The organism is Acidovorax cavernicola, assembly GCF_003581445.1.
This window is the reverse complement of record NZ_QXMN01000012.1, coordinates 21,055-35,757: the sequence shown is the minus strand read 5'-3', so window position 1 is coordinate 35,757 and position 14,703 is coordinate 21,055. Positions and strand designations below refer to the sequence as shown.

Below are 14,703 nucleotides of genomic sequence, written 5' to 3'. Positions count from 1 at the left end.
CTCGCGCTGGAGGAGGCGCTCCCTCATCAGAAATGCACAATGGTTTCGGTGAAGCTGGCGGTGTTGCGGGCACCCAGCACGCGTACCACGATGCGGTAGTACGGGCCGGATGTGCCGCCGGCAAATGGCTGCTCGGCGTAGTTCATTTCGCCTTTCTTGCTCACGTTGGCGCCAGCGCCCGAAATCGGTTTGGCGCAACTGATGCTCGCGTCTGTGGCGTAGTTGCCCGGCTTGGAGCACAGCCTGAAGATGACGAATCGGGCGTTGTTGCTGTTGATGGCACCAGCATCCGCCGTGGTGACGGTGCAGCCGTTGTATGTGCCCGTCGTGGCGGACTGGCAACTGTTGCCGTCCCAGTCGATCAATTGGCGGTTGTTGCTGGCCGCGAGTTGCCGGCCGGTGACATCGATGGGTGGTCTTGCCGTGACCCCGTCGGCAGCAAGTTCCTGCGTGCTTGCGTAGTAGCCGTTCGATGCGAGATCGGTGTTCAGGCTGGCGCTGTTGGCGGTCAACCAATCAATTGCCTGGCGCGCGGCCTGGTCTGCTGCAGAGGTGGCGTCCTGCTTGAAGCCCATATTGCCAAGCAGCAGGGTGCTGGTATCCACCGAGCGCACCAGCGCCAACGTTGCAAGCAAGAGCGCGACCAGGGTCAGCAGGGCAAAGAGCAGTGAGACACCGTGTTGCGCGCGCCGGGGCGGGGAAAGCTTCAAGAATCTGATTTGCATGACGGTGACTCAGGAATTCCAGAGGACGTTGCGCAGCGGCACGATCGTGTCGTAGACCTTGAAGCGGTAGTGCTGCCACTCGGCGACTTGGCTCACTCTCAGTGCAATGCACTTGCTGGCACCGTGGCAGGTCGTGGTGCCTGCGATGGTTGCGTTGGCACCCACGTCCCACTGGGGGGCACTCGCCGTGACGATTTCTTTCTCGTACTGATTGCTGCGCGCCACCACCGCGATACGGATTGCGAGCACCTGGAGCCAGCCTGCGTTGGTGGTCGGCGTTACGTTGTCATAGGTGTCGACGACGCCGTCGCCATCGGTGTCCTTGCCGTAGAGGGCCTGAAGGTTGACGATCTGTGGATAGAGCTCTAGTGGTGGGTCGGTCAGTGCTCCGTTTATCGGGGAGCGTTCGACCATTTGAAGGCTATGGACGCTGCTGACCGAGTAGCTGCGATAGACCATCGAACCCATGTTCAGCAAGTAGCTGCCTGACATGTATCCGCTCGCTGGAAATATGCTGTTCTGATTCCATTTGCTTGCAGCGGTGGCGGCGTGAGGTACGCGTGTAGGCCCCAGGGTCGTGGCTGGGGATGTGGTGTCGTTGGTCACGCTGAAGAGCGTGCACCCCACGCCGGAACCTTGGAGTTTCGGCACGGCAATCATCATGTTGCCGACCGCAGCGCCCAACGAGGAGGCTACCTCGAAATAGTTGCTGGACTGCGGGTGTTCCTCCTTGAGGACCATGGGCACCGAAAAGTTGGTGGTCTGACCCTGCAAGACCGTGATCGTGTCCGGAGCATCGGTGTCGGTGCTGGTACCGTTGGTGATGACGACCGGCGCCAGTGGAAAAACGAACGACGCGCCGCCTGTGTCGTACTTTCCCGTCACTGAACAGCCGAGGGCATCTGGACTGGCCGCGGCACCATAGCCAGCCATCTGCACGTCGCGCTGGAGGGTGAACAGCGACAGCGCTCCATTGACCTGCGCATCGCCGCCCATGGTGATCGAACGCTTCTTGCCTTCGGCGAGCGCGAGTACTTGGCTGATCACCAGAACCGTGAGCAGTCCCAGGACGAGGCCGACCATGAGCTCGACCAAGGTGAATCCTCGTAGGGAAAGCCGTCTGGATAGGGTGGATTGAATGGTGCGCATCTCAGTTCGCAGCCTTCGTGACGGTTGTATGCGTGACATACCGATGGGTCTCCCCGTTTGGCATCGTCCAGCTGATGGTGACGGCGACGTCGCCTGAGGTTGCGTTGACAGTGACTGCTCCGGTCCCACCAGGCAGGCTGCTGCCGACCTTGCTCTGCCACTCGCTGCAGCGGGCTTGAGAGGCGCAGCCGGTGCCGTCATAGCTCGCGAGATTTGCGAGATCGGACCACATCCGTCCATTCAATTCGCTGGCGAGGTAGGCGGCATCGGCGCGCACCTTGGATTCGGTTTGGGCACGTGTCATCGATGCTTGCAGGCCGATCAGCCCGAGCACGCCAAGCATGAAAATCAGCAGCGCCACGAGCACTTCGATCAGGGCGATGCCTCGAGCATGTCGTGCTGCGCGAGGCTTGCCTCGTGTAGGGCTGAGCCGCTCGGTCGCACGGACGCGATTCATTCGATTCAGCATTTACGGGGATCCTTTGCCGTGCTATCGACGATGGCCGGTTCGCACATCCGCACCGAGCCTGAGGGCGAGACAACGATGCGCAGCGCCCGGGCGCCAGTGCTCGTTCCTGTCACGTCAATCTGGCCAATCGCGTCGGTGTTGGCAACGCGCCCAAATCCGTTGAACGTGACGCGCGTGCCCTCGGTCGAGCCGTCTACGGATTGCACGGCCGCCACCGAGACGCGTCCCCCACTGTCTCCAGACGCACGTCCTGTGACGATCATGGGGGAGCTGGTCGTGGACGGCGCATCGGCACAATGCCCCACAGGTGAATTCACACTCACGATCCAGGCGCCGCTGGCGCCCGAGAGGGAGCAGTCATCGCTCAGCACCGCAGGGTCGTCGAGCGACACCAGCCATACCGATATGTTCTGATTGCGCCGCACAGCTTCGCCGCGTGCCAGTTGGAGCCCGTTTTGCAGCGAATCGGCAACGTTGCGGATGCGGGTGTTTTCCAGCCATGAGCCGATGCTCGGCATGGCGGCAAAGAGGATCAGCGCCAGCACCGCGATGGTGACGACCAGTTCAACCAGTGTGAAGCCGCGTTGACGCATGGTGATCGGCATGGTTCGATCAGCAGGCGTTGGTGCTGGTAAGCCAGCACGGTTGCGTCACGGTGCTACCTTTGAATTGGGTCGTGGCGCGCTCGCCGTTCTGGTTGATGGTGTATGTATGGCCGACCGCCCGCCCCGCACTGCCGGTGGCCGTGATGACGTAGTTCTGCTGACTGGCTGACGTCGAGCAGGTATAGCCAAAGTACTTGGCACCGGAAGGTGTAAAGGCGGCCGCCGCGTTGGCGGCGCAATTGGTTCCCGAGGGGCCGTAGTTCCGGTTGTCCTGGTAGTACTGTTCCATCGTCGCCCGGTAGGCGGAAAGCGTATTGAACGCTTCTGGCAGTTGCCCGCGCCGAACGTAGTCGTTGTAGCTTGGGAGAGCGATGGCCGCGAGGATGCCGATAACGGCTACGACGATCATGACCTCGATGAGTGTGAAACCCCGCAAGTTGCGGCGCTGCGCGGCAGCTGCTTTCATGGCGATCTGGGGTCTGGTCATTGAACGGGCCTCTCGGCTGCCGCTGAGTGGCTAAGCAGCAGGCAATGGTTATTTAGGATGGTGATAGATTGTCTATAACTGTTTCTAAATGCAAATCCACTCATCCGCCGCCTGCTGCCACTCATCGGCGACGGTCGGTTGGCATGATCTGGGGCAATGAATCGTCTTGATGCGCCCTTGCCGGCGCCTCCTTTGCCTGCGCCCTTGCGGATCAGGGAATTCGCCTGCGCCGCGCTTGTGGCCTGGCCTTTTCTTTCCCCGTTGGCGGGCGGCCCCTCGATCAATGTCTGGCAGCAGTTGATGACGTGGGGGTGCCTCGCGGGCCTTTTCGCGATGGCACCGTCCGCGTTTCCCTCTCGGGGATTGCGTGTCGGGCTGGCAGTGATCGCTTGTTTCGCTGTGTTGTCCGCGGCAGTGGGTACGGGGGCCACGCTCTTGTTGCCAACATTGGGCGCTTTGGCCGGGGTCGCCACGGCGGCCTGTCTGGGCGCGGGAGCCATGCAGCACCGCGGTCCTCTGGTTCGCGCGCTGGCGGCAGGCCTGCTCGCCGCCGGCCTGCTCAGCGCCCTGCTCGGCCTGCTGCAGTACTACGGCTTCACAGAGTTCCTCGGCCCGCTGACCTCGTCGCCCCCGACCGGCCGCGCCTGGGGCAATCTGCGTCAGCGCAACCAGTTCGCCACCTTGATCAGCATGGCGCTGGTCGCCGCGCTCTGGTGGCACGCCGCGCACAGATCGCGACGTGCCCGCGGGCTGCTTGCCCCGGCTGCGGTGCTCCTGATTGCAGCCTTGGTGGCCTCAGGGTCACGCACCGGCGTGCTGCAACTGGTCCTGATCGTCGCCGGAGCCAGCGTCATGGCTTGGCGGGAGCGCCGGGTGGCATCGCAACCTGCAGGGGACTTTCGCCTGCCGGCTCCTGCAATCCTGCTCGCCGCAATCCCGCTGTATGCCGCCCTGCACTGGTTCATGCCGTACCTGGCCAGCGGAGGCGATGTCGGCCACGCGGCAACCGCCGGCAGCGGCATGCTCCACCGCCTTCAACCCGCCACCGTCAGCTCCGACAGCCGCGTCGTCCTCTGGCGGAACGTCCTGTCCCTGATCGCCCAACGCCCTTTCACTGGTTGGGGCTGGGGCGAACTCAGCTTCGCGCACTTCGCCACGCTCTACAACGGCCCGCGTTTCCCCGTGATCCTCGACAACGCCCACAACCTGCCGCTGCACCTTGCGGTCGAGCTGGGTATTCCGGCGGCGCTGTTGATCTGCGGCGGCTTCTTGTGGATGGTGTGGACGGCGAAGCCGTGGCGGGAGCGCGATCCCTTGCGGCTGATGGCGTGGGGCCTGCTCGGCGTGATCCTGTTGCACAGCCTGCTCGAGTACCCGCTCTGGTACGGGCCGTTCCAGCTGGTGTTCGGGTTGTGCCTCGGCATCCTGTGGCCGGCGCCGCAGCCGTTGTCTGACCGTTCAAAAGCGAACGGCAAAAAGCTCGCCGCATTCGCCGCCGCAGCGTGGATGGCCGTCATCGGCTACGCCGCCTGGGACTACACCCGCATCAGCCAGATCTACCTGCCACGCGACGCGCGCATGCCGGCCTACCGTGACGACACCCTCGCCAAGCTCCAGGGTTCGTGGCTGTTCTCACGCCAGGTGGATTTCGCCGAAGTGACGCTCACGGCCGTCACCCCGGCGAATGCGGCGCACATGCACGAACTGGCCGGGCGTGTGCTGCACTTCTCGCCCGAGCCGCGCGTCATCATGAAGTTGATTGAAAGCGCCGAGCTGCTGGGGCGCGATGCCGAGGCACATGCCTTGGCCGAGCGCTTCCGGGTGGCGTTTCCGGCCGCTTTCGCCCGCTGGCTGGACAACCGGCCGGACGACGCGCCCGAGCTGTAGCCGCTGCTGCGGCTCAGCCCGCCGTCGCGACGTAGCTCCCCGACTTCCCGCCGTGCTTCTCCAGCACATGCACGTCGGTGATCCGCATCCCGCGGTCGACGGCCTTGCACATGTCGTAGATGGTGAGCAGCGCGACCTGCACGGCGGTCAGGGCTTCCATCTCGACGCCGGTGGGACCGACGGTCTCGACGGTCGCGGTGCAGGCCACCTGCGGCGCCTCGCCGCCCTCCGAGAGCGCGAAGGCCAAGGCGACGCGGGTCAGCGCGAGCGGGTGGCACAGCGGGATCAGGTCACTGGTCTTCTTGGCCGCCTGGATGCCGGCGATGCGCGCGATGCCCAGCACGTCGCCTTTCTTGGCGGTGCCCGATGCGATCAGCGCCAGCGTCGCGGGCTGCATCTCGATGCGGCCGGTGGCCACGGCCACGCGGTGGGTGGCGGGCTTGGCGGCCACGTCGACCATGTGGGCCTGGCCTTGGGCGTCGAAATGGGTGAGGGTGGTCATGGGAGTGCCTTCTGCGTCGCATGGCGTTGCGCGCATGGATGAACGTTCGTTTTGAAGAGGCATCATACGAGTCCGAGCCACTGACGAGGAATGCCGCGCTTGACTCCTTCTGCCCCAAAGAAAAAACGTCCGACGCCCATCCGGCATGCGGTGTGTGCTACTTTTTTGATAGCTTCCCAGGTGCTGCTTCCTGCCCCCGCGCTGGCGCAGGTGCAGCAGATCCTGCCGGGCCTCGGTGACGGTGGCGAGATGACGGCGAGCGCCGAGCGCCAGCTGGGCGACCAGATCGTGCGCGAGCTGTACCGCGACACCGACTACATCGACGACCCGGTGATCGCCGCCTACGTGCAGGACATCTGGCAGCGCCTGCTCGCCGCTGCGCGATCGCGTGGCGAGCTTACGCCCGAGCTCGACGAGCGCTTTGCGTGGACGATCCTGCTCGGGCGCGACCGCAACATCAACGCCTTCGCGCTGCCGGGCGGTTACCTCGGCCTCAACCTGGGGCTGCTGGCCGCGGTCGGCAGCCGCGACGAGCTGGCGACGGTGCTCGGGCACGAGCTGTCGCACGTCACGCAGCGCCACATCTCGCGCATCATGAGCAAGCAGGGCAAGCAGATGCCCCTGATGATCGCGGGCCTGATCCTCGGGATGATCGCGGCCAGCAAGAGCCGCAACGCCGACGCCGGCCAGGCGGTGATCATGGGCAGCCAGGCGCTGTTCATGCAGAACCAGCTGGCTTTCTCGCGCGACATGGAGCGCGAGGCCGACCGCATCGGTTTCGGCGTGATGACGCAGGCGGGCTTTGCGCCGCAGGGTGCGGCCGCGATGTTCGAGAAGCTGCAGTACGCCTCGCGCCTGAACGACAACGGCTCGTACCCCTATCTGCGCAGCCACCCGCTGACGACCGAGCGCATCTCGGACATGCAGGGCCGCTTCCAGTTCCGCGCCGACGGGGCGCCGCCGACGGTGCCGCTGGTGATGGACCACGCCATGGTCGCCTCGCGCGCCCGCGTGCTGACGCGTCCGGGTGTCGATGTGCTGCGGCTGTGGGTCAACGCGGCGTCGAGCGGCGAGTTCGCGGGCAGCTCGCCGGCGCAGCAGGCGGGCACGCTCTACGCGGCGGCGATGGCGGCCAAGGAGCTGCGCGACTTCAAGGCGGCGCGCGCGCTGGTTGAACGGCTCGTGGCCCGCACGACCGACGACGCTGCGGCATCGAAGCAGGCGCGCTGGCTGCAGGCCGAGATCGAACTCGCCGCCGGTGCGGCCCCCCGCGCGGCGGCGCTGCTCGATGCCAAATCGAAGGAGCGGCCCGAGATGATCCTCGCGGCCGAAGCGGCGATCGCCCAGCGCCAGCCCGCGCCGATGGTGCCTGCGCTGCGCGACTGGGTGGCTGTCCATCCGCGGGACGCCACGGCCTGGCGCACGCTGGCCAACCTGTATGGGGCGCAGAACGACACGCTGCGCGCCATTCGTGCCGATGCCGAGGCGAACGTGGCGATCCTCGACTACCCGGCGGCGCGCGACCGCTTCAAGGCGGCGCAGGAGCTGGTCCGCAAGTCGGGGGCGCCCATCGACCACTATGAGGCATCGATCATCGACACGCGCGCGCGGGCGGTCGATGTGCTGGTCAAGCAGCAGGCCGAGGAGCCGCCGCTGAAGTGAAGAGGAAAGGGCTGTTGCCGGCGCCGCTCAGCGCCGGGACGACAGCAGCCCGCCCAGCGCGCTCTCGATGAGCAGGCCGAGCAGCGAGTAAATCAGCGAGCCCAGCAGCGCGGCAAGGAAGCCGTTCACGTGGAAGCCGCCGAGCAGGCCCGAGGCCGCCCAGAACAGCAGGGCGTTGATCACGAACAGGAACAGCCCGAGCGTGACGATGGTGACCGGCAAGGTCAGGATCACCAGCACCGGCCGCACGATCATGTTGAGCAGGCCGATCACGGCCGCCGCGAGCAGCGCCGAACCGAAGCTCTGGACCTGGACGCCGCTGTAGAGGTAGGCGACCGCGAGCAGCGCGACGGCGCTGAGCAGCCATTTGAGGATGATGCGCATGCGCCGCAGGATACCCCACGGGGCTGCGCAAAAGAACAAACCCCGCTGCGTTGCCGCAGCGGGGCTTGTCGAGAGATTGGTCGGGCGTGTGGCCCGAAGCGGCTTACTCGGCCAGCTCGTTCGCCAGCACAAGCAGTGCGCCCATGCCCATCACGGCGCCGGGAAAGGCCCAGCCCGATTGCTTGGGCGGGGTCTGGTCGGGCGTGACTGGTTCCAGGTCGACGCCGATCTTCGGGCGACGCGCATCGACCACGTGGGTGGCCGCGTGCTCACGCTTGAGTTGCTGCGTCAGGTCGGTCAGCGGGCCCTTGGCCAGCACCGCCGTCACCTGGCCGCCGTTGCGCTCGAGCAGCGGCAGCATCTGCGCCTGCACCTTGCTGAACCACTTGGCGCGCCAGTTTTCGCGCGCGCTGTGGCTCACCCACTTGCTGATCCGGTGTGTCATGCGCGGTGCGCAGGCCACGAGTACCCAATGGCGTGCCACGACGTTGTCCGCATCCGGCGCCAGTTCTGCGAACTGTTCGCTGGCATAGACGGCGTCGTCGACGTAAAGAATGATCTTTTCCATGAGTGCTCTCCTTTGATAGTTAGAGTGACAGAGACTGGATTGATGCAAGAAGTTTCAGTGCGGGGTGTCGATCGTCGGAAGACGGTCAGTGGGCCGGGGTGGCGGGGGCCGGCTTGCGCGAGGCCGCCCACTTGCCGATCGCGAGCACCAGCAGCGCACCGGCGATGCCGGCTGCGTACTTGATCGTGTCGGTCTGCGGCACCTTCGGCACCCAGGTCCAGTTGGCGGGGTTCGCGAGCGCGGGGTCGGACACGGCCATCGTGCCGGCGATCCAGCCCAGCAGCATGCCGCCCAGCGTGATGATCATCGGGAAGCGGTCCATCAGCTTGATGACCAACTGGCTGCCCCAGACGATGATCGGGATGCTCACGAGCAGACCGAAGATCACCAGCGGCATCTGATGGCCTTCGCCCGCGCCCTGTGCGGCACCGGCGATGGCGATCACGTTGTCCACGCTCATCACCAAGTCGGCAATGATCACGGTCTTGACGGCGCCCCAGAGCTTGTCGCTGCCGGCGATGTTGCCGTGCGCGTCGTCATGGTCGGGAGCCAGCAGTTTCACGCCGATCCACACCAGCAGGATCGCGCCGACCAGCTTCAGGAACGGAATCGCGAGCAGCGTGAGCGCGAAGAAGATCAGGATCACGCGCAGCACGATGGCGCCGGCGGTACCCCACAAGATGCCCTGGGTGCGTTGCGCGGGCGGCAGCTTGCGGCACGCCAGCGCGATGACGACAGCGTTGTCGCCGCCCAGAAGGATGTCGATCATGATGATCTGACCGACCGCGACCCAGAATTCCGGGGCCATGAACTGTTCCATAGATTCCTCTTTGTCTTGGCGCCACGCCTGAGCCTCCCCGGATGGGAACGACGACGGGCAGGCGCACTCCGATGCGTTTCGATTCATCCTGCGCGGGAGCGGTCGAAAGCGAAAGAGCGAAGGCCGGGTGACACCGGGGACTTGCGAACGCTTCGACCAAACCTGCGCAGGTTCAAATCGAAGGTCTCGCTCGACAACAGCAGGCGCGCCGACAGGCGTCGGCGCGTGTGTCGCCCGTCAGGCCGGAAGTGTTTTGCTTCGTATTGACGACCTGACGATTCACGCTGCCCAAGGACAGCGATCGGGAGCTACTCCCCTTCGTGGGGCGGATTAGAGCATTGAAGGCAGCGCAGAGGCAACCGAAAGTTTTCTTTGCATTTGAAGACGATCCTTCCGAAAGCCCCGCCTATTGGGCAATGCGCGCTCTATTTTTCGTAGCACCTATGGCCCTAAGAAGGAGCGGGACATTGCGGGACTATGATCGCCCGCTCGCTGTTTTTTCACTCTCCATGGCCGCCATCCACATCACCGACATCGAGGCCGCCATCAACCACTGGCGCGAGAAGAGTCCCTCGTCCGATGGCGTCACGCTGGCGCCCGAACTGCGCGCGCTGGCCGAGGTCTACGCGCTCATGGTGTTTCACCACGAAGACGAGGTCGACGAGGTCGGCTTTCCCGCCAAGGCCTGGGCGGCCTGGCTCGACTGGTACCACAGCACGCCCGACACGCCCTGCATCGCGATCTGCTCCACCAGCCAGGGCGACGACGAGTGCAAGGGGTGCGGTCGCACCTTCGACGAGGTGCAGTACTGGCCGGCGATGACGCCGGTCGAGAAGCGCGTCACCTGGCGCCGCATCACCATGGAAGACTCGGCCTGGCGCTTCAACCGCTACGCCGAGCGTGCGCGCGAAGCCGAGCCGGCGCAGCCGGCCGACGCCGAACCCGGATTCGATCCCGACAACGAACAGAACTGGGCGCCCTGACCATGCGCCGCCTCGCGCAAGCGCCCAACCTCGCGATCGCGACCGTGTGGGCGCACGCATTGCGCGAGGAGGGCGTGGCCGCCACGGTGCAGCGCGAATTCCTCGGCGCGGTCATGGGCCAGCTGCCGCCCGATCAGTGCCTGCCCGAGATCTGGATCGACGACGAATCGCAGTACGACCTCGCGCGGCGCCTGCTGCACGAACTGCAGCACCGCCCGCAACGCAGCTGGCGCTGCGTCTGCGGCGAGCAGGTCGAGGGTGGCTTCGAGCAGTGCTGGCAGTGCGGCGAGATGATGCCGGCGGCCTAGTGTGCTGTCCCGCAAATAACTGCGCATATGAAATCGCGCCTTTCACGCCAGGGCGGCGTTGCAAATCCTCGCGATACCTACGGGTATCGCTGCGGTTTGCGCCTTGCCCTGGCGTGAAACGCATCGATTTCATATGCGCAGTTATTTGCGGGACAGCACACTAGCTGCGCAGGCCTACTTCCACCTGAGCAACTCGACGTCGATGCTGTTCACGCCATCGCCCAGCGTCAGCGTGCTTTCCTGGATCGTCGCCTGCAGCTGCATGCTGCGCTGCGCCAACTTCGCGAGCGCCTGCGAAGCCTCGGTCGGCACGCGGTAGACCTTCAGGTTCTGGGGCCGCGTGAGCTTGCTTTCGATGCCGCGCCACCAGATCTCGGCCGCGTGGTTGAAGGCGTAGACGATCACTTCGTCCGCCTTGCCGCAGGCCTTGATGATGGGCTTGTCCTCGGGCTGGCCGACCTCGATCCAGATCCTGGTCTGGCCCGTGAAGTCGCGCAGCCAGACGTCGGGCTCCTCGACGTTCGACAGGCCGGCGCCGAAGGCCAGTGTGCCGTCGCCGTTGCACACGTCCTGCAGTTGGTGCGCGTTGAGCGCCAGCGCGACGAGGCGGATCATCATCCGCTCGTCCGTTTCGCTGGGGTGGCGCGCCAGGGTCAGCGCATGGTCGGCGTAGTAGCCGTGGTCGATGTCGGCCACCGCGAGGGTGGCCTTGAAGATGGTGGATTTGAGGGCCATGGGTGCGCGAGTGTAGGCCCCGCGCCTGCCTGCGCCCCTCCAGCCTCAGAACGCCACCGACGCCTGCAGGTACACCGTGCGCGGCTGGCCCACGTACTTGCCGCCGTTGTTGTCGACCGAGCGGTTGTAGTAGCGGCGGTCGAACAGGTTCTTCACGCCCACGGCCAGCTTCAGGTGACTCAGCGAGGGGCCGAAATCGTAGGCGGCGCGCAGGTTCACCGTGCCGTAGCCCGGGATGTCGCCGAACCGGCCGGTCGCATCTTCCACGGTGAGGTACTTCGCGCCGTCATCCGGCGAGCCGGGAGAACGCTGCTTGGACTGCGCGTAGAGGTCGGCATTGAGCGTCCACGGCCCGCGCTCGTAGCGCGCGCCGAGCGTGGCGACATGGCGCGAGTAGAACGGCAGGTCGCGACCCGCGAACACGCCGGCCTTCGAGGTGGCCTGCGTGTACGTGTAGGTGCCCGACACCGACAGTCCCTTGAGCGCATCGCTCAGGCTGCCCAGGTCGTAGCGCAGCGCCGATTCCAGCCCGCGGTGCCGCGTGGCGCCCAGGTCGGTCCACTGGCCGACGTCGCCGGTGATGGAGCGCGCCAGCAGCAGCTCCTTGTCGAAGTTGATGTTGAACAGCGTCAGCTCGCCGCTCCAGGATTCGCCCTTGTACTTGGTGCCGATTTCATAGGTCTTGGCCTTCTCGGGGTGCAGGCTGGTGGTCGATTGCGCGAGCTGGGCGTACTGCTGCGGGCCGAACGACACGCCGGCATTGGCGAACAGCGACCAGCGCTCGCTCATGCGGTAGAGCACCGACAGCGTGGGCAGCACCTCGTTGGACTTGATCTTCGGATAGATCGCGTTGGTGATGCGGTTGTTCGCCATGGTGAACACGTCGTTGTACGAGCGGAAGGACTCGTAGCGCACGCCGGGCGTGACCGTCCAGTTGCCGAAGTCGATGCGGTCGTCGATGTAGAACGCGTGGGCGGTCGTGCCGCCCTTGCTGGTCTGGTACGCGGGCTGCGCGAGCGCGTAGGCGTCGAAGCCCGGCGCCGGCCGGTAGTAGGCGCTGCGCGTGGCCACTTCGGAGGCCTCTTCCTTGAGGTAGCGCGCGCCGATGCTGATTTCCTGCACCACGCTGCCCGAGTCGACCAGGCGCGAGTAGCGGGGCTCGAAGGCGTAGGTCTTGTAGTTGCGCGGCGCGGTGGTCAGGCGGCGCCGGTTGGCGTTGGCGCCCGTGCCTTCCTGCTCGAGGTAGCTGCTGCGGTACGAGTCCGTGTAGTAGGTCAGCATCTCGAACTTGTTCACGCCGTCGTTGTGCGTGTACTTGATCGAGCCGTCGGTGCGGCGCCCCGTGAATTCGTCGTAGGGGCGGTCCGACTGGAACGGGTTGGCCGCGAACTGCGCCGTCGTCAGGCCGCCGGGCATGCGTCCCTTGCCTTCGAAGTGGTGCAGCGAGATCGCGATGTCGTCGGTCTTCGAGAGGCGGTAGGCGCCCTTGAGCATCAGGTCGTCGATGCGGGTCTTGTCGTTGCTCTGGCGAAAGCCGTCGCCGTGCGTGCCCGAGTAGAGCAGCGCCAGGCCCAGGCCGTTCTCGTTGGTGCCGCCGATGAACAGGCTGGGCGTGGTCTTGGTGCCGCCGCCATGGCTGGCGCTCTCGACGCCCACGCCCACTTCGCCCGCGAACTGCTTCGGGATCGAGCGCGTCACGAAGTTGATGATGCCGCCCACGTTCTGGGGGCCGTAGCGCACCGAGCCCGCGCCGCGCACCACGTCGACCGCCTCCAGGCTGCCGAGCGACACCGGCGCCAGCGACAGCTGCGGCTGGCCGTAGGGCGCGTAGGCCAGCGGCACGCCGTCCAGCAGCACGGTCGAGCGCGGCGACAGCCGCGAGGTCAGGCCGCGCACGCCCACGTTGAGCGAGATGTCGCTGCCGCCGGTGCCGTTGCTCTCCTGCACCTGCACGCCGGGCACCTGGCGCAGCACGTCGCGCACGCTGGACGAGCCGCTTTCCTGGATCTGCTGGCGCTCGACGATGCTGCGCGCGCCGGCATGTTCCAGCACCTTGGTCTCGGTGGGCGTGCCGAGCCAGTCACCGGTGACGGTGATGGCGTCGAGCGATTTCGACGGCTCGGCGTCGGCCGCGAAGCTCTGCAGGCTCAAGGGCAGCAGGGCCAGCGCGATGGCGGTTCTTTGATGCAGGAACAAGGGAGGTCCTCTTCGGTGTAGTAGTGATGGAGTGAAGGGGTGGGGGTGCTCGCCGGTCAGGGCGTTGTTCAGGGCGTCGTGCCGCGGGACAACGCATTGCTGCGCGCGGCCGCAGCCACGGCGCGCCGGCGCCACCAGAGCCACACGCCGCTCAGGCCGAGGCCCGCGAGCGCCAGGCCCAGCACCGCGGTGACCGCCTCGTGCACCACGCCGCCCAGCACGCCGGTGTGCAGCGGATAGATCACGGCCACCGCGCCGTTGCCGGCGTCGAGGTCCTGCCAGCGGCGCGTCCCGAGCACTTCGCCCGTGACCGGATGCAGCCACACCGAGCCGATGCCGTTCGGGTGCGGGTCGTCGGCGAGCCGGAAGCGCACGCGCAGCGGCCGGTCCGGGCGGCCGGGCACCTGCACGTAGCCGATGGGCTGGTCGGGGAACACGGCCTGTGCGCGGGCGACGAGCTCGTCGAGCGGCAGACGAGGGCCGGTGGATGTGCCCTTGGGCACCACGGGCGGCTTGACGGGCGTCTGCCCGAGCGCGGTCGAGATGAAGCCGCCCAGCGGCCGCCAGGCCATGTAGGCGCCGGTGAAGACCGACACCGCGATCAGCAGCCCGAGCACGGCGCCGCCGGTGCGGTGCAGGTCGAACAGCCCGCGCAGCAGGCCGCGATTCAGCACGATGCGCAGCGAAGGCGGCCAGCGAACCGGCCACCACAGCACCACGCCGGTGACCAGCAGGAACAAGTAGGCCAGTGCTGCGATCGCGAGGATGCCCTTGCCCGTGTCTTCCAGCAGCAGGCTGCTGTGCAGCTCGAACAGCAGGTTGTAGGCGCCTTCGTGCGTGCCGCGGCGGCCCTGTTCGACGCCGGTCGCCGCATCGAGGTAGAGCGTGCCTTCCCACGGGCCGCGCACCATCACCCAGAGCGTGTCGCCGGGCTGGCGCGGCGGGCGCAGCGTGAGGTTGGTGTTGGGGCCGAACTCGGCCAGCAGGCGCTGGCGCAGCGGCTCCAGCGGCGTCGAGGCGGTGCTGGCACCGCTTCGCGCGGTGAAGAACTCAGGATGGACGGCGCGGTCGAGCGGCAGCGCCACCACCAGCACGGCGCCCAGGAGCGCCGTGAGGGCGAGCAGCGGACCGAGCGTGAGGCCGATCCATCGGTGGAGCGTGAGCCAGTAGCGTCTGAGCGGAGCGCGCATGCGCAGCGGGGACGTCGCAGCGTCCCGTCAGGG

16 protein-coding genes are annotated in these 14,703 nt (G+C 66.3%); 4 read left to right on the top strand and 12 right to left on the bottom strand.

Annotated features, from left to right (window positions below):
• Positions 1 to 26: 26 nt before the first annotated feature.
• Genes D3H34_RS12200 through D3H34_RS12180 form a run of 5 tightly spaced genes read right to left on the bottom strand, consistent with a single transcriptional unit; the run spans position 27 to position 3,435 of the window.
• A complete protein-coding gene (locus D3H34_RS12200) occupies positions 27 to 725 on the bottom strand; it encodes a pilus assembly protein PilX (protein ID WP_147400418.1) in 699 nt (232 codons plus the stop codon).
• A 9-nt stretch (positions 726 to 734) separates the two neighbouring features.
• Entirely contained in the window at positions 735 to 1,820 is a 1,086-nt protein-coding gene (locus D3H34_RS12195; protein WP_167481180.1) for a PilW family protein, read from the bottom strand.
• 55 nt (positions 1,821 to 1,875) lie between these two features.
• A complete protein-coding gene (locus D3H34_RS12190) occupies positions 1,876 to 2,343 on the bottom strand; it encodes a type IV pilus modification PilV family protein (RefSeq protein WP_119553720.1) in 468 nt (155 codons plus the stop codon).
• Positions 2,337 to 2,948 (bottom strand): GspH/FimT family pseudopilin, encoded by a 612-nt coding sequence (locus D3H34_RS12185; protein ID WP_119553808.1) that lies wholly within the window; start codon positions 2,946 to 2,948, stop codon positions 2,337 to 2,339. The genes D3H34_RS12190 and D3H34_RS12185 overlap by 7 nt, the downstream gene beginning before the upstream one ends.
• A 7-nt stretch (positions 2,949 to 2,955) precedes the next feature.
• Positions 2,956 to 3,435, bottom strand: a complete 480-nt coding sequence (locus D3H34_RS12180) for a type IV pilin protein (protein WP_286185657.1) — start codon at positions 3,433 to 3,435, stop codon at positions 2,956 to 2,958.
• Between the two features lie 156 nt (positions 3,436 to 3,591).
• On the opposite strand from D3H34_RS12180, the gene D3H34_RS12175 reads away from it, so the two are divergent.
• Entirely contained in the window at positions 3,592 to 5,322 is a 1,731-nt protein-coding gene (locus D3H34_RS12175) for a PglL family O-oligosaccharyltransferase (RefSeq protein WP_167481179.1), read from the top strand.
• A gap of 13 nt (positions 5,323 to 5,335) precedes the next feature.
• Here D3H34_RS12175 and moaC read toward each other — a convergent pair whose 3' ends face one another.
• Entirely contained in the window at positions 5,336 to 5,824 is a 489-nt protein-coding gene (gene moaC, locus D3H34_RS12170; RefSeq protein ID WP_119553718.1) for a cyclic pyranopterin monophosphate synthase MoaC, read from the bottom strand.
• Positions 5,825 to 5,914: 90 nt separating this feature from the next.
• Between moaC and D3H34_RS12165 the strand changes: the two genes are divergently transcribed.
• The gene (locus tag D3H34_RS12165) at positions 5,915 to 7,486 is read left to right on the top strand and encodes a M48 family metalloprotease (RefSeq protein ID WP_119553717.1); all 1,572 of its coding nucleotides are present in this window, start codon (positions 5,915 to 5,917) and stop codon (positions 7,484 to 7,486) included.
• A gap of 27 nt (positions 7,487 to 7,513) precedes the next feature.
• On the opposite strand, the gene D3H34_RS12160 is transcribed toward D3H34_RS12165, so the two are convergent.
• The 3 genes from D3H34_RS12160 to D3H34_RS12150 all read right to left on the bottom strand — a co-directional run bounded on the left by D3H34_RS12160 (position 7,514) and on the right by D3H34_RS12150 (position 9,258).
• Positions 7,514 to 7,870 (bottom strand): phage holin family protein, encoded by a 357-nt coding sequence (locus D3H34_RS12160; protein WP_119553716.1) that lies wholly within the window; start codon positions 7,868 to 7,870, stop codon positions 7,514 to 7,516.
• A gap of 103 nt (positions 7,871 to 7,973) precedes the next feature.
• Positions 7,974 to 8,438, bottom strand: coding sequence for a hypothetical protein (locus D3H34_RS12155; RefSeq protein ID WP_062475284.1), 465 nt, complete (start codon positions 8,436 to 8,438; stop codon positions 7,974 to 7,976).
• An 85-nt stretch (positions 8,439 to 8,523) separates the two neighbouring features.
• Positions 8,524 to 9,258, bottom strand: coding sequence for a TerC family protein (locus D3H34_RS12150; protein ID WP_119553715.1), 735 nt, complete (start codon positions 9,256 to 9,258; stop codon positions 8,524 to 8,526).
• Positions 9,259 to 9,767: 509 nt separating this feature from the next.
• Here D3H34_RS12150 and D3H34_RS12145 point away from each other — a divergent pair.
• Positions 9,768 to 10,241 carry a DUF3717 domain-containing protein gene (locus D3H34_RS12145; RefSeq protein WP_119553714.1) on the top strand — a complete coding sequence of 158 codons (474 nt, stop codon included), beginning with the start codon at positions 9,768 to 9,770 and terminating at the stop codon, positions 10,239 to 10,241.
• A 2-nt stretch (positions 10,242 to 10,243) separates the two neighbouring features.
• Complete coding sequence (locus D3H34_RS12140; RefSeq protein WP_119553713.1) at positions 10,244 to 10,549, top strand: putative signal transducing protein; 306 nt, start codon at positions 10,244 to 10,246, stop codon at positions 10,547 to 10,549.
• Positions 10,550 to 10,723: 174 nt separating this feature from the next.
• On the opposite strand, the gene D3H34_RS12135 is transcribed toward D3H34_RS12140, so the two are convergent.
• From D3H34_RS12135 to D3H34_RS12125, 3 genes are all read right to left on the bottom strand, one after another.
• Positions 10,724 to 11,284: a YaeQ family protein gene (locus D3H34_RS12135; RefSeq protein WP_119553712.1), complete on the bottom strand. Its 561-nt coding sequence runs from the start codon at positions 11,282 to 11,284 to the stop codon at positions 10,724 to 10,726.
• Positions 11,285 to 11,329: 45 nt separating this feature from the next.
• Positions 11,330 to 13,480 carry a TonB-dependent receptor family protein gene (locus D3H34_RS12130; protein ID WP_119553711.1) on the bottom strand — a complete coding sequence of 717 codons (2,151 nt, stop codon included), beginning with the start codon at positions 13,478 to 13,480 and terminating at the stop codon, positions 11,330 to 11,332.
• Between the two features lie 68 nt (positions 13,481 to 13,548).
• Positions 13,549 to 14,670 carry a PepSY-associated TM helix domain-containing protein gene (locus D3H34_RS12125; protein ID WP_119553710.1) on the bottom strand — a complete coding sequence of 374 codons (1,122 nt, stop codon included), beginning with the start codon at positions 14,668 to 14,670 and terminating at the stop codon, positions 13,549 to 13,551.
• Positions 14,671 to 14,703 lie beyond the last annotated feature (33 nt).